The 19343-nt window shown below is 71.5% G+C and carries 16 protein-coding genes; 9 read left to right on the top strand and 7 right to left on the bottom strand.

What is annotated here, in order from left to right:
• Position 1: 1 nt before the first annotated feature.
• On the bottom strand, positions 2 to 409 hold the full coding sequence (locus tag ACIBAF_RS35520) for a hypothetical protein (protein WP_399468431.1): 408 nt from the start codon (positions 407 to 409) through the stop codon (positions 2 to 4).
• A 406-nt stretch (positions 410 to 815) separates the two neighbouring features.
• Between ACIBAF_RS35520 and ACIBAF_RS35515 the strand changes: the two genes are divergently transcribed.
• Positions 816 to 2699, top strand: coding sequence for an endo alpha-1,4 polygalactosaminidase (locus ACIBAF_RS35515; RefSeq protein ID WP_399468429.1), 1884 nt, complete (start codon positions 816 to 818; stop codon positions 2697 to 2699).
• A gap of 85 nt (positions 2700 to 2784) precedes the next feature.
• Here the strand turns inward: ACIBAF_RS35515 and ACIBAF_RS35510 are convergent, their stop codons facing one another.
• The gene (locus ACIBAF_RS35510) at positions 2785 to 3198 is read right to left on the bottom strand and encodes a YrdB family protein (RefSeq protein WP_399468427.1); all 414 of its coding nucleotides are present in this window, start codon (positions 3196 to 3198) and stop codon (positions 2785 to 2787) included.
• A 184-nt stretch (positions 3199 to 3382) separates the two neighbouring features.
• On the opposite strand from ACIBAF_RS35510, the gene ACIBAF_RS35505 reads away from it, so the two are divergent.
• Positions 3383 to 4381 carry a DUF1259 domain-containing protein gene (locus ACIBAF_RS35505; RefSeq protein ID WP_399468425.1) on the top strand — a complete coding sequence of 333 codons (999 nt, stop codon included), beginning with the start codon at positions 3383 to 3385 and terminating at the stop codon, positions 4379 to 4381.
• Positions 4381 to 5586 (top strand): cytochrome P450, encoded by a 1206-nt coding sequence (locus tag ACIBAF_RS35500; protein WP_399468423.1) that lies wholly within the window; start codon positions 4381 to 4383, stop codon positions 5584 to 5586. Before ACIBAF_RS35505 ends, ACIBAF_RS35500 begins: the two co-directional genes overlap by 1 nt.
• A gap of 20 nt (positions 5587 to 5606) precedes the next feature.
• On the opposite strand, the gene ACIBAF_RS35495 is transcribed toward ACIBAF_RS35500, so the two are convergent.
• Entirely contained in the window at positions 5607 to 6374 is a 768-nt protein-coding gene (locus ACIBAF_RS35495; RefSeq protein WP_399468421.1) for a DUF2637 domain-containing protein, read from the bottom strand.
• Between the two features lie 756 nt (positions 6375 to 7130).
• On the opposite strand from ACIBAF_RS35495, the gene ACIBAF_RS35490 reads away from it, so the two are divergent.
• Entirely contained in the window at positions 7131 to 7679 is a 549-nt protein-coding gene (locus ACIBAF_RS35490) for a DUF4232 domain-containing protein (protein ID WP_399468419.1), read from the top strand.
• An 18-nt stretch (positions 7680 to 7697) separates the two neighbouring features.
• On the opposite strand, the gene ACIBAF_RS35485 is transcribed toward ACIBAF_RS35490, so the two are convergent.
• Together ACIBAF_RS35485 and ACIBAF_RS35480 are read right to left on the bottom strand one after the other, a co-directional pair.
• Entirely contained in the window at positions 7698 to 9026 is a 1329-nt protein-coding gene (locus tag ACIBAF_RS35485) for a phosphatase PAP2 family protein (protein ID WP_399468417.1), read from the bottom strand.
• Positions 9027 to 9343: 317 nt separating this feature from the next.
• Positions 9344 to 10696 (bottom strand): hypothetical protein, encoded by a 1353-nt coding sequence (locus ACIBAF_RS35480; RefSeq protein ID WP_399468415.1) that lies wholly within the window; start codon positions 10694 to 10696, stop codon positions 9344 to 9346.
• A gap of 368 nt (positions 10697 to 11064) precedes the next feature.
• Between ACIBAF_RS35480 and ACIBAF_RS35475 the strand changes: the two genes are divergently transcribed.
• The gene (locus ACIBAF_RS35475) at positions 11065 to 14310 is read left to right on the top strand and encodes an ATP-binding protein (RefSeq protein ID WP_399468413.1); all 3246 of its coding nucleotides are present in this window, start codon (positions 11065 to 11067) and stop codon (positions 14308 to 14310) included.
• Here ACIBAF_RS35475 and ACIBAF_RS35470 read toward each other — a convergent pair.
• Both ACIBAF_RS35470 and ACIBAF_RS35465 read right to left on the bottom strand, forming a co-directional pair.
• The gene (locus tag ACIBAF_RS35470; protein WP_399468411.1) at positions 14288 to 15082 is read right to left on the bottom strand and encodes an ABC transporter permease; all 795 of its coding nucleotides are present in this window, start codon (positions 15080 to 15082) and stop codon (positions 14288 to 14290) included. The two genes, ACIBAF_RS35475 and ACIBAF_RS35470, sit on opposite strands and share 23 nt — an antisense overlap.
• Complete coding sequence (locus ACIBAF_RS35465; protein ID WP_399468408.1) at positions 15079 to 16083, bottom strand: ATP-binding cassette domain-containing protein; 1005 nt, start codon at positions 16081 to 16083, stop codon at positions 15079 to 15081. The genes ACIBAF_RS35470 and ACIBAF_RS35465 overlap by 4 nt, the downstream gene beginning before the upstream one ends.
• A 230-nt stretch (positions 16084 to 16313) precedes the next feature.
• Between ACIBAF_RS35465 and ACIBAF_RS35460 the strand changes: the two genes are divergently transcribed.
• The 4 genes from ACIBAF_RS35460 (at position 16314) to ACIBAF_RS35445 (ending at position 19318) form a co-directional block, all read left to right on the top strand.
• Positions 16314 to 16988: a HemK2/MTQ2 family protein methyltransferase gene (locus ACIBAF_RS35460; protein ID WP_399468406.1), complete on the top strand. Its 675-nt coding sequence runs from the start codon at positions 16314 to 16316 to the stop codon at positions 16986 to 16988.
• A complete protein-coding gene (locus ACIBAF_RS35455) occupies positions 16972 to 17211 on the top strand; it encodes a CDGSH iron-sulfur domain-containing protein (RefSeq protein WP_399468404.1) in 240 nt (79 codons plus the stop codon). Before ACIBAF_RS35460 ends, ACIBAF_RS35455 begins: the two co-directional genes overlap by 17 nt.
• Positions 17208 to 18278 carry an iron-containing redox enzyme family protein gene (locus tag ACIBAF_RS35450; protein WP_399468402.1) on the top strand — a complete coding sequence of 357 codons (1071 nt, stop codon included), beginning with the start codon at positions 17208 to 17210 and terminating at the stop codon, positions 18276 to 18278. The genes ACIBAF_RS35455 and ACIBAF_RS35450 overlap by 4 nt, the downstream gene beginning before the upstream one ends.
• An 83-nt stretch (positions 18279 to 18361) precedes the next feature.
• On the top strand, positions 18362 to 19318 hold the full coding sequence (locus tag ACIBAF_RS35445) for an LLM class F420-dependent oxidoreductase (RefSeq protein WP_399468400.1): 957 nt from the start codon (positions 18362 to 18364) through the stop codon (positions 19316 to 19318).
• Positions 19319 to 19343 lie beyond the last annotated feature (25 nt).

The raw sequence follows: 19343 nt of genomic DNA, 5'->3' as shown, positions 1-19343 counted from the left end.
TTCAGCAGGTGGAGCTGCTGGAGATCCTTATTCCGGTGACGCTGTAAGCGTTCGTGAACACGGTTTCGGCATTCGGCGGCAGGCAGATCGCATTCCCGTCCTGGAGCCGTAGATACGCGACGTCGTCGTTCCGGGTGTTCACGACGTGGTAGTGCGGGCGGGACCTGACCGTCTGGTAAGTGTTGGTGACGTCACGGTACTTCGTGATCGGCGTGCCCGCGTTCCAGGCGTGCTCGTCCACGTAGAAGCAGACGTAGGGGTACGGGCAGCCGTGGGTGGGGGCCTCCGCCTGGGCTGCCGATGCGCCGGACACGGACATGGCCGCGACGACCATGCTCGCGCCCGCGATGCCTGCCGCCTTTCGGATGACGGACTTCATCGAACCTCCAAGAATCAGCACGGCGGCCATGGAGGCAACCGTCAGTGGATGCGGGTGGGAGGTCGCCCGACGACGGTTGGTCTCCGGAGCCGTGGTCGGTGCGACACCAGGAGCATCGGCGATCACCGGAGTCCGGCGCAACGACTGCCGGCGCATTGACCACGGTGGAACCATCCCAGCCCATCTGACGTGCAGTTATGTGAGTGCCTTGGGATGCGTCGGGACGATGTCGAGGAGTTCGCGGCGCTGCTGCACCGGCACTGCGCGGGCGAGGCGGCGCCGCAGGACCTCGCGCCCGTGGAGCGGCTCGCGGCCTTCTGCGAGGCGACACCGGAGGAACGATGGCGGGGCTATCAGACGTGGATAGGGCCCCGGACTAGTCTGCTCCCATTGAACAGCCTTTCGAAGGCGCGGCACATGGGAAAGGTGACGGGCGATGCCCCTGAGGCCCGGCGATGCGGAGTCCATAGGCGGCTACGCGCTGACCGACCGGCTCGGCAGTGGCGGAATGGGCACCGTCTTCCTGGGGCACTCGGCCTCGGGACGGCAGGTCGCGGTCAAGGTCGTGCACCCGCCGTACGCGCAGGACGACGAGTTCCGGACGCGCTTCCGGCAGGAGATCGCGGCGGCACGCCAGGTGAGCGGGGCGTTCACGGCCCCGGTGGTGGACGCCGATCCGGACGCCGAGCAGCCGTGGATGGCGACGCTGTATGTGCCGGGCCGCACCCTGTCTGACGTCGTGGCCCAGGACGGCCCGCTGAGCGGACGCGCCCTGCGCACGCTCGCGCTGGGCCTCGTCGAGGCGCTGCGGGACATTCACCGGGTGGGTGTGGTGCACCGTGATCTGAAGCCGAGCAACATTCTGATGGCCGAGGACGGGCCGCGCGTCATCGACTTCGGCGTCTCCCATGCCGTCGACAACGAAGCCCTCACCATGACGGGGCGGTTGATCGGCACGCCGCCCTTCATGTCGCCGGAGCAGTTCGCCTCGCCACGCGAAGTCACCGCCGCCTCGGACGTGTTCTCCCTGGGGTCGGTGCTGGTGTACGCGGCCACCGGTACCCGTCCGTTCGACGGAAGCAGCCCCTACCTGACGGGTTATCAGGTGATGTACGAGGCACCGGTCCTGGACGGCGTCGCCGAACCGCTCCGGGGCATCGCCGAACGCTGCCTGGCCAAGGACCCGGCCGCCCGCCCCCAAGTCGCCGACCTGCACCGTATGGTCCTGAAGCTGCCGGGTTCCACCACCCCGGTCACCCCGGTCGCCCCGGTCGCCCCGGGCACCCCGGGCACCCCGGGCACCCCGGGCACCCCGGGACCGGCCGATCCCGCGGAACCGGTGGAACCGGTGGAACCCGGCCACGAGGATTCCGACGCACGCCCTGCCCGGCACGGACGTCGGGGACGGCGCGTCCTCATCGGCCTCGCCGCCGCCCTGGTCGTCACCGGGCTGGCCGTCGTGGCAGTGAAGACAGCGGGGGAGACAGCCGGGGGAACGGCAGGTGAGGCAGTGGCGCAGACCGGGACGGACCAGAACGACAGTTCCCGGTCGCCCACCGCCGCGTCCGCCTCCCCGTCTTCTTCCGCGCCCGCCTCCGCCTCCGCCTCCGCGGTGACGACACCGCAGAAGCACGCACGGTGGGACTACCAGATCGGCGGCGCGTACACCCTGCCGACCGGTGTCCAGACAGTCAGCCGCAGCCATGAAGACCCGCCCGCGCCGGGTGCGTACAACATCTGCAATTTCAACGCCCTCCAGGTGCAGGAGGGCGCGGACGGCGACTGGCCCTCCGACCTGCTGCTGCGCGACGCCAACGGGGACGTCGTCTACGACCGGGACTGGAACGAGGCGGTCCTGGACATTCGCACGGCCGCCAAGCGGCAGCGCATCGCAGCCAAGGCGGACACCTGGATCGACGAGTGTGCGGCCAAGGGATACCAGGCCGTCGAGCCCGACAACTACGACACCTTCACCCGCTTCCCGGACTACCTCACGGCCGATCAGGCCAAGGCGTTCATGAAGCTGCTGTCGGCGCACGCCCACGAGAAGGGCCTGGCCGTCGCCCAGAAGAACACTCTGGAGCTCGCGCCCGACCGGAAGTCCGTAGGCCTGGACTTCGCCGTGGCAGAGGAGTGCGGCAAGTGGGACGAGTGCGGCGAGTTCGCCAAAGCGTTCGACGACAACGTGCTCGTCGTCGAATACACGGCGGAGGGTCTGTCGAACGCGTGCTCCCGCTGGGGCAGTGCGCTGAGCATCGTCCGACGCGACCAGAACGTCGTGCCCGAAGGCTCGGACGGCTACCTCCGCACGACCTGCTGACACCGAATCCCGCGAGGCGGCGCCGACCGGCCCCGAGCGGGGCCGCCGCCGGCACACACCACCCGGGCCCGGTCGTCCGTCGTGCCTAGCCGGGCTGTGCAGTCGATTCGGCGCCGGTCGACGGGGAGGCGCGGAACGTCTCGGCGACCGTGACGTTGGCGACCGTCACGACCGCCATGGCGGCTGCCGCGACGGGGTGCCCCACTCCGTACAGGGCGGCGGCGCCACCGCCGAGCACCAGCGCCTTCACCACCAGAACGAGAAGGAGCCGCGGTCGCCGGCGCGCCCGGGGTGCGGCGAACAGCCCCCAGACCACGACGGCCAGCAGGGGCGTCCCCACGCCGAGCAGGATCCGGACAACGCCCTCATGCCCCGCACCCACTCCCCACCAGCCCAGGAAGCCCAGCGCTGCGAGTTCCAGCAGAAACGCCACGGCCTCGTTCGCGACATACCAGGGCCGCGCATCGAGCCCCGCTATGCCGTCACTTCCCCCGGCCATGTTCCCCTCGTCCCCCTCCTGCTGCTCCGGTGTCCCAGCATGGCACCGCGGTCAGAGCCACACCGCGCCGGGGCCGCCGCCGTCCGAAGGCGGCGGCCGGTTAGCCCACCTGGCGGGGTGTGACTGTGCCGGTCAGCGGTCCACCCGGTCTCCCGTGCTTGCATCGCGTCAGGAGGCATACGACATGGATGACGAGCGACAGCAGGACACCCGCTCCCCACTCACCGCGTCCCGGCGCCGCGTGCTGGCCGCGGCCGCCCTCGCGCCCACACTCACCGGCGTGCCTGCCGGGGCCCGCGCCCTGTCCGCCGGGCCGAAGGCCCGCGCCCTGGTCGAACCGGTGATGACCAAACTGGCGGACTGGGCGGACGTGGGCGAGGTTCTCGGCCGACCCGGTGACATGCGCCGGTTCATGTACCACACGCCGTTCCCGCGCCTGGACCTCACGGTCTTCTCCCGGGGCATCCGGATCGACCCCGCGCTCGCCCTGGGCACGCACATGTCCTTCGTCCGGTACGCGGACCACAGCACGCTCCTGATGGGCGACGCCGTGGTCACCGAGGGCGAACTGCAGCGCTTCAGCGACGTCCTGCAGAAGCACGGGATCATGCAGACCGCCATCCACAAGCACCTGCTCGCCCACCAGCCGGCCGTCTGGTGGGTTCATCTGCACGCCCACGGCCACGATCCGGTCACCGTCGCCCGCGGGCTGCGCGCCGCGCTCGACTGCACCGGCACCCCGCCCGCCGAACCCACCGCGTCCTCGCCGCCCGTCGACCTGGACACCGCCGCGATCGACGCCGCCATGGGCGTCAAGGGCACCGCCGACGGCAGGATCTACAAGTCCACCTATGTTCGCCGCGAGACCGTCGCCGACGGCCCCGTGATCCTGCCTCCGGGACTGGGCTCCACCACCTCCGTCAACTTCCAGCCGCTCGGCGGCGGAAGGGCCGCGATCAGCGGTGACCTGGTCATGATCGCCAAGGAGGTCCAGCCCGTCCTCGTGGCCCTGCGGCGCGGCGGCGTCGAACTCGTCGAAGTGCACCACCACAACCTCACCGACGAGCCACGCCTGTTCTTCGTCCACTACTGGGCCGTCGGCAACGCCGTCAGGCTCGCCCGGGCCATCCGCCGGGCCGTGGACACCACCAACGTCGTACCCATGCCCCAAGGAGCCGCCTGATGACCGCGGACGACGAGACGGTCTTCTGCCCGTTCGACTTCAGCGAAGCCCTGGAGTTCGACCCTGCGCTCGCGGACCTGATGCAGCGCGACTCCCCCGCCCGTATCCGGCTTCCCTACGGCGACGGGGACGTCTGGCTGGTCACCGGCTTCGACGCGGTCAAGCGGGTGACCACCGACCACCGGCTCAGCCGGGCCGCCATCATGGGCCACGACTACCCCCGGCTGACGCCGGAGCCCATCGTCTCGGCCGAATCGATCAACGTGATGGACCCGCCGCACAGCAGCCGCGTCCGCCGGCTGGCCTCGCAGGCCTTCACGCAACAGCGGGTCGACGCGCTGCGGAGCCGGATCACCCGGCTCGCGGACGACCTGCTGGACGAGATGGAGGAGGAGGGCTCGCCGGCGGACCTGGTTCAGCGCCTTTCCGACCCGCTTCCCCAGCACACCGTCCTGGACCTCCTCGGCGTCGAACGGGCGGAGTGGCCCCGGATGCAGGAGTCCGTGCGCCGGCTGCTCGTCGTCGGCCCGGACAGCAGGGAGGCTGCGGCGGGCGCCAAGGCCGATCTGACGGCGTACTTCGCCAAACTCGTCGAGCAGCGCCGGAACTCACCCGGCGAGGACCTCATCAGCGCGATGGCCGCGGCGCGGGACGGCGAGGACCAGCTCGACGACAGGGAACTGGCGGTCATGGCACTGACGCTGACGCTCAGCGGCCAGGACACGGCGACGTGCCAGATCAGCGACATCGCGTACCTGCTCCTGACGCGTCCCGAGCTGGTGGAACACCTCAGGCGCCGGCCGGAGACCCTGACCGACGTCCTGCAGGAGATGCTCCGTCACATCCCGTTCCGCAAGGGGGTGGGCATCCCCCGGGTGGCCCTTGAGGACTTCGAGCTGGACGGCGTGCGGATCCGGGCGGGCGACTTCGTCCACGTGTCGTACCTGACGGCGAACCGGGACCCGGAGCGCTTCCCGGACTCGCACGTCCTCGACCCCGAGCGGCCGTACCAGCCGCACATGACGTTCGGCTGGGGCGGACACCGGTGCATCGCCGTGCCTTTGGCGATGGCGGAGCTGGAAGCGGCGATCGGGCGCCTCCTGGACCGGTTCCCCGGGCTGCGGCTCGCGGTGCCGCCGGAGGAGGTGCGGTGGGACACGGAGACGATCCGCCGGTTCCCGCTGGAGCTGCCGGTGGCTTGGTAGGAACGCCTGGGCCCCGTCCGCTACTGGCGGTGGCGGCGGGATGCCTGCCGTGGTGGCAGGGTCAAGGTGATCTGTCGAATGAGTTGCTGGAAGCAGGCCAGGGACGCGAGGGCGGGCAGGGCGGCTCCGGCGATGCCGGTGAAGGTGCGGTCGGCCTGAGCCACGCACAGCATGATGGCGACGGACGAGAACAGCACGACGATGCACCATGAGTGCAGGGCTCGGCGCCGATGCAACGCCGTTCGGAGGATGGAGAGGGACGCCACCATCCAGGGGCCGTACACGAGAAGAGGCCACTGATGGATCATCCCGCTCTTCGTACCGGACGAAATGTGCTGCAGCGGCGCGTATGCCGCCATGCCGCCGAAGACGCTGACCATCGCCACGATGACGGCGACGAATGCGACGATCACGAAACTGCCGGTCTGCAACCACTTGAGCTGGAGTTTTACGGCTCGACTCTTCCGATGCCCGACAGCTGAGCGTCGGATGGGCGGAAGCTGGGCGGTGATCTGCGCCAGGTTCTCCATCGGGTCGGTGAACTGGGCGCCGGCCGGGGACTCGCTGCGCGGCGGCGGCACCCCGACCGGCTGCTCCGCCGGAGCGGCCTCCTGCAGGAGATAGGCGAGTTCCTCGACCGGGTCCCAGCCCGAGACGGCGGGTCCCAGGGGAACCCCTGGGTCGAGGGGATCGACAGGACTGCCGTGCCAGTCGGCATCCGACCCGTACAGGGATGCGTCGGAATGCCATTCACGCACATAGGAGGGGTCCATATAGTCGTGATTCATGGAAACCCCCTCCCGTCACGCACAGTCCGCGTGACAGCCGGACTTTTCCTGGTCGTTCCACCGCTGGTTGAGTTCCTCCTGGGCCGCCTCCAGGAGTGCGAGGAAATCGCGGAGCAGGGACTCGGTGGCGCCACAGGGCTCGAACACAGAGTGTGCCGGACCGGTCACGTAAGTGTATTTCCCCACGTTCGCCTCCCGGGCCGCAGGCGGTTTGATCTTCCCCGTGTCGCGCCGAGGCAAGTCGTAGGGCCTAGCTTTCGTCATATCCCGCTAACGCTGCGCCCTCTCCTCCAGATGCGCGGCAAAAGAGTGACTCCGGCGCGGGGGAAATATTGGGGAGAACGTTTATTAATTAATGCCATCGCCCCACTCCGCACATCATGAGTCGAGTAGTTTTTCTTCTCAAATCTTCTTGAGCAGTGGCGCCGAATCGTTGGCCGCTACGTGGCTGTGGGGTGAACCAGGCGGCCGGCCCGCAAGCGGTACGCCGCGGCCGGGGCGCTCGGCGGAGGGTTCCGCATTCCGCCCGGCGTCCCGAGTGGGACACGTTTCACCAGGTCAGAGGCGGTTTTCGCGTTCCAGCGTCCCGAAACTCACGATGGAATGGCGGCTGGGACGGAGCGTGGCACAGGCTTGGGCCGGCAAGCAGGGCACCCCGCCGGAGACGGTGGTCGGCCCTGCTCCACTCCGCTTTCGCGGCCCATAGATCACAGCCGGAAGATCGCCTTTCTTCCGCACAGAGAAAGCAGTCCGTCCATGCGTATCGCCTCTCGTTTCGCCTCCCGTGCGACCGCCTCCTCCCTGGTCGTCGCCGGCGCCCTCGGGCTCGTCGGCTTCCAGGCCGCCGGGCAGGCCGCCTCCGCCGCCACCACGAAGGCGTCCTCCGTCGTCACCTGCACCACGGCGAACACCCAGTTGACCGTCACCGAGGCGGCCCGCCCGATCAACCACCTGCTGCTCAAGGCCACCAACACCGGCGCCAAGCCCTGCTACGCCTACAGCGCCCCGTTCCTGAGGGCCGGCGCCGACGCCCAGGCTCCGCTGCCGTGGGCCGACGAGACCACTCCGCAGTCCGTGCTGGTGCTCGAGCCCGGCCAGTCCGCGTACGCGGGCATCACGACGTCCTCCCCCGACGGCGAAGGCGGCGGCGCCGAGAAGACCCTGGGCGTGTTCTTCGTCGACAGGAACGGCAGCTCGGTCAACAAGGAGAAGACCCTGAAGCTGCCGAACGGCGGCGTCTTCTTCAACAGCGCCGCCACCGTCACCTACTGGCAGGACAACGCGGCGGACGCCCTCTCCTGGTAGGAGCGAGGAAGACCGCGCTCACACCGGTTCGGGCTGGGGTTCCGGTTGCCGCGCGGGGGCGGGCCTCGGTTCCCACGCCTCGGTGGTCCGTACGTAGCCGTAGACCACCGAGGCCATCGCCAGCACGAGAAGGGGGCCGTAGACCCACGGGCGGCCGGCCAGCTCCAACGGCAGGTAGCGGTACGACAGCAGGAGCGCGGTGAACACCGTCGCGCCGTAGGCGACCAGCCGGACCCCCGCGCGCTCCCAGCCGCGGTCGTACGTGCGCAGAGCCGCCTCGATGGTGAGGGCGAACACCACGCCCGCGAGGAGATCCGCGCCGTAGTGGTAGCCGAAGCCCAGCGTCGCGGTCAGCGTGGCGATCAGCCAGAACGCGCCGGCGAAGCGCAGCGCCCTCGGGCCCTTCCGGGAGTGGACGAAGATCGTGACAGCCCATGCCGTGTGCAGGCTGGGCATGCAGTTGCGTGGGGTGATCCCGTCGAACGGCATGGGGTGCGGGGCGGTGAGCGGCGGCGCCGTGTCCGGCCACAGGTTGGCCGCCGCCCACTGCACGCTGGGGTGGTTTTCCGACCACAGGCTGATCGACGCCCAGTGCTCGGTGCCGTCGCCGTAGGCGAAGATCGGTCCGACCACCGGGAAGATCATGTAGAAGGCCGGCCCGAGGAGGCCGATCGCCAGGAAGGTGCGCACCAGGTGGTGGGTCGGGAAGCGGCGCTCGACCGCCACGTTGCGCAGTTGGTACAGCGCGACGATGACCGCGGCGACCGGTAGCTGACCGTAGACGAAGTCGAGGAAGTTGAAGCCGATCGAGCCGGTGGCCGTGACGATCCGGCCCACCAGCCACGACGGGTTGCCCAGCGCCTGATCGGCGGTCGCGACGTACTGGTCGAGCACCATGGGGCGGGTTTTCGAGGTGATGAGCAGCCAGATGTCTCCGGTCTTGCGGCCGGTCATCAGCAGCAGACCGAGCCCGGCGCCCTTCAGCAGCAGGACACGTTCACGGCCGGTGCGGCGCGTGACGGCGAAGACCGCACAGCCGAGCGTCACCCACAGCGCTCCGTTGCCGAAGGGGTGGCCTTCGGTCACCTTGATGTCGGCCGCCCACCGGACCGCCACGAAGCCGAGGTCGATGCCGATCGCGGCGCCGATCGCGATGAGGCGCTGCCGCCAGGTGAACACCACCAGCATCAACGCCATGGCGGCGTACAGCAGCCCACCCGACTTGGGCGGGAATATCACTTCCCGCACCTGGTTGGTGATCGGCCCGCGCAGACCGTAGTGCCGTGCGGTGATCTCCAGCGCGAGGAGGAACCCGAGGCCCACCACGCCCACCGCGGCCCCCAGCATCACCCGTGGCTCACGCCACGCGGAGACCGCAATTCTGCTCTTTATTCGCGAAAGCACCCGCGGCGATATAGATATCAACTCTTGACCAGTTTGTTAGAAATTAGCCGAACAGATCACTTATCGCGCCAAATGGCATGGCTTTCTGGTGAGGGACGGGCAATGGGGGTGTTCGACGCAAGGTCGAACATGCTAACGGCAGTCGCGCCGTGCACGTAAGGACGGGAAAAAACGATCACCGGTTCAGTGCGCGCGACCTCGCCCTGACACGCCGGAGGCCCGGGTCGAGGACCCGGGCCCGGTCGCGAGTGTCGGTCCTGTCAGGCGGACGGGTTGACGATCACCTCGGCGGTGTCGTTCCGGGGGTTCGGGTCGAAGCTGACGGACGTGTCGGAGTGGGGGTGGACGGTGACGTGACCCGTCGCGTCCGCGACGACCCGGTCGATGCGCAGCTGGAACGGGAAGTCGACCTTCAGGCGGGGCTTGGCCCACGTCGGCAGGGTGCAGGCGTAGTGGCCGATGGACGGGTCGTCGCCGGACGTCCAGGCCGTGTGGCAGCTGGCCGGCACGGACGTGGCGGCGGTGCCCGGCGGCAGGTAGTAGTCGATCACGGCGACCGGGTCGCCGGAGGCGACGTTGCCGACCCAGGCCGGACCGCGGTTGACGAAGCGGAAGCCGGCGGTGACGGTGTCACCGGCCGCGCCGCTCACCTTCGTGCCGTGCACGGCGAAGTCGGCGGTGTTGTCGGCGTTGATGTGCCAGGACCGGCCGTTGTCCGAGCTGTCGAGGTCGGTGGCGCCGCCGCCGGGCTCCACGTTGTAGTCGAACCGCTCGTACAGCGCGTGGTCGGTGACGTCGAGCCGCAGCGGCTGCGGCAGCTCGACGGTGCCGCCGGGCGCGACGTCGGTGTCGAAGGAGCAGGTCACGTACGTCATCGACGGGTACTGGGCGCCGTCGTCGTCCGGCCCGGTGTAGGTGCACTGCGGGTAGCGGGTGGCGACGTCGAGGCCGTACGTCGCCCACATCTGCACGCTGAAGCCGTGGGCGGTCTCGTTGCCGGTGTTGGTGACGGAGAACGGCACGGTGAGGGCGGTGCCGGGCGCGACGCCGGTGAGGTCCTGCGGGGCGCCGATGCCGAGGTCCGGGCCGGAGCCGACGGTGACGAAGGTCTCCGCGGAGCCCTCCGGGGCGGTGAGCGTGCCGTCGGGGCCGCCGGTGGCCTCGGCGGAGTACTCGATCGCGCCCTGCGCTCCCACGGCCGCGCCGGCGGCGGCCCGCACTTTCAGCTGCACCTGCGCGCTGTAGCGGGTGGGCACGTCCCCGGTGTCGCACACGGCGACGGTGCCGGCGTCGTTCGGCGTGCAGTTGTCGGGCCAGGACACGTCGGCGACGCCGGCGAGCCCGGAGACGTCGACGGTCAGCCGGCCGCCGGTCACGGTGAAGTTCCCGTTGTCGTGGTAGAGGCCGAGCGCCAGCGACCGGTACTGCGCCGCGCCGCCGTCCGGAGCGACGGTGACCGCCTGCTCGTACGGCGCCTGGATCCACAGCTGATCGCTCTGCGGCTCGTCGTCGGCGACGGCGATCCCGCTCCCGAGACCGGCGACGACCAGCGCGCCCACGGCTCCGGCGCATGCCCCGCGGCGCAGCACGCGCCCGACGGTGACAGAACTCATGACATCCCCCAGGGATGGGACAGAGGTAACCCCGGCGCGGTGACCAGCACCGGGCGCGACTTGGACGGCCTGTCAGGCGGAAAGGTTGTAGCCGAGAGCCGCGGGAGGACCGGTTCTTACCGACTTCTTGATCACCCGCCCGAAGGCAGCAGTGCGGGGCGGGCACCAGTGCCGTGCGGGCGGCGACGCGGTGCGGGCGGCGACGCGGTGCCGTGCGGGCGGCGACGCGGTGCGGGCGGCGACGCGGTGCCGTGCGGGCGGCGACGCGGTGCGGGCGGCGACGCGGTGCGGGCGGCGACGCGGTGCCGTGCGGGCGGCGACGCTGTGCGGGCGGGAGTGCCCGGCGGCGTGCTGGCTAATCTTCAGGCATGACCACCGAGTTGGCGTTGCTGTCCCAAGTCGCCTGTCGCGGGCGGGAGATCACCGCGCCCCGGCTGCGCGGACTGTTGGCGTTGCTCGCCGCCGACCTGCACGCCGGCTGCAGCACCGGCCTGCTGGTGGCGGGTCTGTGGCCGGACGAGCTGCCCGAGCGACCCGGCAAGGCGGTGCAGGTCCTGGTGTCGCGGCTCAGGGCGCAGCTGGGCGCCGAGCTGATCGTGAGCACGCCGACGGGGTACCGGCTGGCGCTGGACGAGACGCAGGTCGACAGCTCCGCGCTGGTGTCGTACGAGGCGGCGAGCGCCGAGCGGGCGCGGGCCGGGGATCACCAGGGCGCCCTGGCGCAGGCCGAGGCCGGTCTGGCGCTGTGGGACGGGAGCGTGGGCGCCGGTGCGGGCGAGGACGTGCACGATCCGGTGGTGGCGCTGCGCGCCGACCGGGTCCGGACTCATCGCGCGCTGGCCCGTTCCCGGGCGCTCGCGCTCGCCCGGGTGGGGCGGCGGGCGGAGGCGGCGGCACCGCTGGCCGGGCTGGCCCGGGAGCTGCCGCGGGACGAGGAGGTGCTGGCGGAGCTGCTGCGGTGCGAGGCCGCGACCGCCGGGCGGCCCGCGGCGCTGACCCGGTACGACGCCTACCGCCGAAGGCTGCGGGACGAGCTGGGGACCGATCCGGGGCCCGGACTCAGGTCCCTGTACCAGGAGTTGCTGCGTGCGGACGCGCCGCCCACCCGGCACGGGGTGCCGCACGAGCCGAACCCGCTGCTGGGGCGGGACGCCGACGTCGCCGCCGTGGGCGGGCTGCTGCGCGGGGCGCGGGTGGTCACGGTCGTCGGTCCCGGCGGGCTGGGCAAGACCCGGCTCTCGCACGCGGTGAGCCGGGCGGCCGTGCAGCCCGTGGTGCATTTCGTCACCCTGGCCGGTGTCCTCGCCGACGAGGACGTCGCCGACGAGGTGGCCTCGGCCGTCGGCGCCGGGGAGGCCGGGCGGTTCGCCGGGGGCGGGGACGTGGTCGGCGGCATCGTCGGCGCGCTGGGCGCCGGGCCCGCGCTGCTGGTGCTGGACAACTGCGAGCAGGTGATCGCCGGCGCGGCGGATCTCGTACAGGCGCTGGTGTCGCGGTCGAAGGAGCTGCGGATCCTGGCGACCAGCCGGGCTCCGCTGGGGCTGACCTCGGAGTCGGTGTACGCCCTGCCGGAGCTTTCGCCGGCGACGTCGGCAGAGCTGTTCGTGCAGCGGGCGCGGGCCGCCAGGCCCGGCGTGGACCTGCCCGCCGCCGAAGTGGCCGAGATCTGCCGCCATCTGGACGGGCTGCCGCTGGCCGTCGAACTCGCCGCGGCCCGGGTCCGGGTCCTCTCCGTCGCCGACATCTCGCGCCGGCTCCGGGACCGCTTCGCGCTGCTGCGCGGCGGCGCCCGCGACGCCCCCGCACGGCACCGCACCCTGCAGGCCGTGGTCGAGTGGAGCTGGAATCTCCTGGAGGCCGACGGTCAGGCCGCGCTACGGGCGTTGTCGGTGTTCCCCGGTGGCTTCACCGAGGACGCGGCCCAGTGCGTGCTCGGCGAGAACGCGGACGCGCTGACGCTGCTGGAGCAGCTGGCGGGTCAGTCCCTGATCAAGGTGGGCGAAAGTCCTTCCGGGGGTTCCGCCGGAGGCCCTTCCGGGGGTTCTCCCGCAGGTCCTTCCGCGGGTTCTCCCGCAGGTCCTTCCGGGGTGCGGTTCCACATGCTGGAGACGCTGCGGGAGTTCAGCGCCGCCCGGCGCGCCGAGGCCGGCGAGGAGGAGGCGGTGACCGGCCGGTTCCTGCTGTGGGCCCGGGACTTCGGGCGGGCGCACCACGACGTGCTGTTCGGCGGCGGCCCGCTGCGCCCGTGGACCGGCATCCGGGCCGAGCAGGACAACCTCGTCCTGGCCCTGCGGTTCGCGCTGGCCCGCGCCGACGGCCCCACCACCGCGGCGGTCACCGCGACGCTCGGCTCGTTGTGGGCCACCGGCTCCAACTACGCCCGCCTCGCCGGCCTCGCCGACGAGACCGGCGGGCCGCTGTCCCATTTCCGTCCCGGCCCCGCGGACCCAGCGAACCCGGACGACCCCGAGTACGCCGCGGACGTCGAGACGGCCCGCAGCGCGGCGGTGGTGTGCACGGCCAGCCTCTTCATGGGCCGCGGCCCCTACGCCGTACGCCATCTCGTCACGTTGCGCCGGCTGCCGGCCGCGCCGCCGGACACGCTGGCGCGGGCGCTGGCCGTCGTGCTGTGCGCCTTCCCCGAGATACATCCGCCGCAGTACACGCGGCTGCAGGAACTCTGCGACGCCGACGCGCCCATGCTGGCGGGCATGGCGGCGGGCGTCGCCAGTTACGTGTGGGAGGCCGAGCACGAGACGGAGCGCGCGCTGGCGTGCGCCCGCCGGATGCTCGACGCGATGGGGCCGCTCGGGAATCCGGCCATGCGGCTGCTCAGTCATGGGCGGATCAGCGAGCTGTGCCTGAAGTCCGCGCAGGGCGCGGAGGCGTACGACCATCTGCGGGCCGCGCTGAGCGCGCTCGACGAGGTCGGCGACTGGTCGGATGCGATCGGCGTCCGCTGGGGGCTGGTGCTCGCCTGTCTGCAGCGCGGGGACGTCGACGAGGCGGAGTACTGGCTGGGCCTCGCGGCACTGGAACAGCAGCCGGAGTCCGCGGAGGCGTTCAGCTCCGAACTGCCGGCCCGGGCGGAGATCGCGCTGGCCCGCGGGCTGACCGAGGTCGGGCTCGGGCTGTGGCGCCAGGCGGCGGAGCGGATCCGGCGGGGCAGCCTGCTGTACGTGGACGATCCGTTCGTGGATCCGTGGTCGCTGGAGATCCAGTCGGCCGCGCTGGCGGCGCACGCGCAGTGCGGCCGGCTCGAGCCGGTGGCCGAGCTGGCCGAACAGTTGCGGCAACGGCTGCTCGGGATGCTGTCCGGCTCCTTTGCGGACGACTCCCCGGCGGAACTGCCGGTGTACGGCACGGTGTTGCTGGCGCTCGGCTTCACCGGGCTGGCCGGGGGCGACCCGGCGGCCGTACGGCTGCTGGCGCTGGCGGAGCGGATGCCGGCGATCCGGGAGTTCCCCACCCTGTCCGCGACCCGGGCCCGGGAAGCCGCCGAAAAGGCCGACAGGGCGGCCTACGACGACGCGAGGTCGACGTACGCCACCCTGAGACGGGAGGAGCTGCGGGCGGCCGCACTGCGCGAGCTCAGTGCCGCGGCTCACGGTTGAACTTCGCCTTGGACCACAGGTAGCCCAGCACCGACAGCCCCACGCACCATCCGACGGCCAGCACCGCGTTCTTGGCGCCGATCTCGCTGCCCAGCAGCAGTCCGCGCAGGGTCTCGATGAAGGGCGAGAACGGCTGGTACTCGGCGAACCAGCGGAACCAGCCGGGCATGGCGTCCACCGGCACGAACGCGCTGGACAGGAACGGCAGCATCACCAGCGGCGTGCCGATGTTGCTGGCCCCCTCGGGGTTGGGGCTGATCAGACCGATGCCGACCGAGAGCCAGGTCATCGCCAGGCTGACCAGGGCCATCAGGGCGGCCGCCGCGATCCACTCCACCGGGGACGCGTCGGGCCGGAAGCCGATGGCCAGTCCGATGCCCAGGACCAGCACCAGAGCCATCAGCGTCTGGATGACGCTGCCGATCACATGGCCGATCAGCACGGAGGCGCGGGAGATCGCCATGGTGCGGAACCGGGCCATGATGCCCTCGGTCATGTCGGTGCACACGGCCACCGCGGTGCCGAGCGAGGTCATGGCCACGGTCAGCAGGAGGATGCCGGGGACGAGGTAGGCGACGTACTCGGCACGGTCGGCGTGACCGCCGTTGATGCCGGCGCTCATCACGTTGCCGAAGACGTAGACGAACAGGAGCAGCAGGATGACCGGGGTGAGCAGGAGGTTCAGGGTGAGGGAGGGGTAGCGGCGGGCGTGCAGGAGGTTGCGCCGCAGCATGGTGAGGTTGTCGCGCAGGGCGTAGGAAGGGGTGCTCATCGGGCGGTCTCCTTTTCGGCGGTCTGCTCGGCGGTCTGCTCAGCGGTCTTCTCGACGGTGGCGGTGGCGGGGTTGCCGGTCAGGGCGAAGAACACGTCGTCCAGGTCGGGGGTGTGCACGGACAGCTCGTCGGCCTCGATGCCGGCGGAGTCGAGCCAGTCGAGGATGGCGCGCAGTTCGCGCTGGCTGCCGTCGCTGGGGATCTGCAGGGTGAGCGCCTCGTCGTCGCAGGTCGTCTCGCGCAGCGCGGTCGCGGCGCGGGCGTACGCGTCCGGGTCGGAGAAGCGCAGCCGCACGTGCCCGCCGGGGACGAGCCGCTTGAGCTCCTCGGCGCTGCCCTCGGCGACGATCCTGCCGCCGTCGAGCACCGCGATGCGGTCGGCGAGCTGGTCGGCCTCCTCCAGGTACTGGGTGGTGAGGAAGACGGTGACGCCGCCGGAGACCAGCTCGCGGATGATCTGCCACATGGTGTGCCGGGAGCGGGGGTCGAGGCCGGTGGTGGGCTCGTCGAGGAAGATGATCCGCGGGCTGCCGACCAGGGTCATCGCGATGTCGAGGCGGCGCTTCATGCCGCCGGAGTAGGTGGAGGCGGGCTTCTTCGCCGCCTCGACCAGGTCGAACCGCTCCAGCAGCTCGGCGGTGACCCGTCGCCCCTCGCTCTTGGAGAGGTGGTGCAGGTCGGCCATCAGGAGCATGTTCTCCTCGCCGGTGATCAGCCCGTCCACGGCGGAGAACTGGCCGGTGACGCCGATGGCGGCGCGCACGGCCTGGGCCTCGCCGGTGAGGTCGTGGCCGGCGATGCGCGCCTGTCCGGCGTCGGCGGAGATCAGCGTCGACAGGATGTTGACGACGGTGGTCTTGCCCGCGCCGTTCGGGCCGAGGAGGGAGAAGATCGTGCCGGCGGGCGCCTGGACGTCTATGCCGTCGAGGACGGTCTTGTCCCCGTAGGCCTTTCGCAGCCCGGTGGCCGCGATCGCGGGTTCGTTGTGCGTCGAAGTCATGCCGCAGAGCTTGCGGGCGGAGCGGTTCAGAACGGCTTCAACCCGGTTTCAGTCCGCCGGGAAGGCCTTCGAAGCGTTGAAACCAGCTGGTGAGGCGGGTGGCGAGGTCGGCATCGTTCCGTCTGCCGTTACGTCTGCCGTGTACGTCTGCCGTCTACGTCTGCCGTCCCGGGGTACTCGTGGGGCGCTGCCTGCTCAGCAGCACGTTTCAGAGGAAGGCACAGGCAGCCATGGCCGAGTCACTCGCCGCCGCTCCACGGCTCCGCTGCTGGGTCCCCCGGGGCGTGTATCCCCCGCAGGCCGACACGCGGCTCCTGGAGCGGGCGTTGCGCCGCGAGAGGATCACGGGTGAGACGGACGTGCTGGATCTCGGCACCGGAAGCGGTCTGCTCGCGGTGGAGGCGGCCCGGCTCGGCGGCCGGGTCACCGCGGTCGACATCTCCTGGCGGGCGATCGCCGCCGCCTGGCTGAACGCCCTGCTGAACGGAGAGACCCTGCGGGTGCGCCACGGCGACCTGGCGGCGGCCGTGCCCGGCCGCCGTTTCGACCTGGTGACCGCCAACCCGCCCTATGTGCCCGCTCCGGGCGCGGCGCCGCCCCGGGGCCCCGCCAGGGCCTGGGACGCGGGCCGGGACGGCCGTCTGCTGATCGACCGCATCTGCGACACCGCGCCGACGGTCCTGCGTCCGACGGGGAGGCTCCTCCTCGTGCACTCGCACCTGTGCGGCGTCGAAGCCACGCTGACCCGTCTGCGGAGGGCCGGGCTGCGCGCGGAGGTCGTCGACCGGGCCCGGCTGCCCTTCGGCCGGGTGCTGCGGTCACGGCTCGCCTGGCTGCGCGAGCAGGGGCTGACGGCCGGCGGGACGACGGAGGAGCTGGTGGTGATCCGTGCCGCACACCCCTGAACGCCCCCGCCCTGAACGCCCCCGCCGCGTCCGTGTCCGCGTCCAGCGCGACGGGCCCCTGCTGATCGAGGGGCCGGTCGAGGTGGTGGGCGAGGACGGCGAGGTGACGGTCTCGGACCGCTTCACCGTGGCGGTCTGCACCTGTCGCCGCAGCCGCATCCTCCCCTGGTGCGACACCAGCCATCGTCGCCGCTGCCGGCCGGAGGAGGGCGGCGCCGCATGACCGTCTCCCGCCCCGGGCCCCGCCCCCGTGATCAGCTCCGGCTCCGGCCGCCGCCGCTGCCCGAGCCACGCGGCCCGCTCTCCGCCGCGGTGACGGCCCGGCTGCGGGAACCGATCCCCGGGAGCACGCCCTCCACCGCGCCGTCCCCCGCGCCATCGCCCCTGCCGTCGCCCGCCGACTGTTCCGTCTACGGCGACGACCTGCAACTCGCCCTCTACGTCCTGTACGAGCTGCACTACCAGGGCTTCCAGGGCGTCCCCGACAGCCTTGAGTGGGACAGCGCACTGCTGGCCTGCCGCGCCGCGATCGAGGAACGCTTCCTGGCCGCACTGCGCAGGGACGTCCCCATGGACGACGGCACCGCCCCCACGGTGACCGCAGCGCAGGCGCTCGACGCGCTCCAGCTCGAACCGGTCGGCGACGCCCCCGGCAGCGTCTCCCACTTCCTCCGGGACGAGGGCGGCCTCGACCAGCTGCGTGAGTACGCGGCCGTCCGCTCGCTGTACCACCTCAAGGAAGCGGACCCGCACGCCTGGGTCCTGCCCCGGCTGCACGGGCGGGCCAAGGCGGCCATGGTCGCCGTGGAGTTCGACGAGTTCGGCGGGGGCCGCGCCGAGAGGATCCACGCGCAGTTGTTCGCCGACCTCATGGAGGACCTGCGGCTCGACGCGACGTACGGGCACTACGTCGACGCGGCGCCGGCCGAGGCGCTCGCCACCGTCAACCTGATGTCCCTGTTCGGTCTGCACCGGGCGCTGCGCGCGGCGCTCGTCGGCCACTTCGCCGCCGTGGAGGTGACCTCGTCGCCGGCCTCGCGCCGCCTCGCCGAGGCGCTGCGCCGGGTGGGCGCGGGCCCGGCGGCCGTGCGGTTCTACGCCGAGCACGTGGAGGCGGACGCCGTGCACGAACAGATCGTCCGGCACGACGTCGTCGGCGGGCTGCTGGAGGGCGAACCGCACCTGGACGCCGACGTGGTGTTCGGGATCCGCGCGACCGCCCGTCTCGACGACCGACTGGCGGACAGGCTGCTCGGCGCCTGGCGCGCGGGCGCCACGGCGCTGCGTTAGGCCGCCCCGGCCGCCGGGTACTCGGCAGCGCGTCCCGGAACCGTCCGACCGTCACCGCACACCCGCTCCGCCTGGGAGAGAAGATGCCCGAGTTCGGATACTTCCTGTCGTGCGAGGAGCACAGCCCGGCAGAGCTCGTCGAGCAGGCCCGGATGGCCGAGCAGGCGGGCTTCGACTCCCTCTGGATCTCGGACCACTACCACCCGTGGAACGACCGGCAGGGCCAGAGTCCGTTCGTCTGGACGGTGATCGGCGCCTTGTCGCAGGCCGTCTCGCTGCCCGTGGAGACGGCGGTGACCTGCCCCCTCGTCCGCACCCATCCCGCCGTGATCGCCCAGGCGGCCGCCACCAGCGCGGTCCAGCTGGGCGGCCGTTTCCGGCTGGGGGTGGGCACCGGCGAGGCGCTCAACGAGCACATCCTGGGCACGCAGTGGCCGGAGGCGCCGGTGCGTCTGGAGATGCTGGAGGAGGCGCTCCAGATCATCCGGCAGCTGTTCACCGGCGAGCAGACGAGCCACCGGGGCAAGCACTACACCGTGGAGAACGCCCGTCTGTACACCCTGCCCGACGAGCCGGCGCCGATCGACGTCTCCGCCTTCGGACCGCAGGCCGCCGAGGTCGCCGCGCGCATCGGCGACGGGCTGATCACGATGATGCCGGACCCCGCGCTGGTCGAGCGTTTCCGTCGCGGTGGCGGCGGCGCCAAGCCGGTGTACGGCGGGCTCAAGGTGTGCTGGGGCACGGACCGGCAGGAGGCGCTGCGCACCGCCCACCGGCTGTGGGCCAACGAGCAGCTGCCGGGGGAGCTCCCGCAGCTTCTGCCGACCCCCCGCCATTTCGAACAGGCGTCCGAACTTGTCACCGAGGAGCAGGTGGCGGCCGCCGTGCCGTGCGGCGACGATCCGGACGCGCACGTCGAGGCCCTGTCCGCGTTCGTCGACGCGGGCTTCGACACCGTGTACGTCAACCAGATCGGCAAGGACCAGCAGAGCTTCTTCGACTTCTACCGCACGAAGATCCTGCCGCGACTGCGCGAATGACCACACCGACGGCGCTGTCCGGCAC

Origin of the sequence: Streptomyces sp. NPDC051677, assembly GCF_044453465.1 — a bacterium.
Taxonomy (GTDB): domain Bacteria; phylum Actinomycetota; class Actinomycetes; order Streptomycetales; family Streptomycetaceae; genus Streptomyces.
The sequence above is the reverse complement of the archived record's forward strand: the minus strand, read 5'-3'. Positions and strand labels throughout refer to the sequence as shown.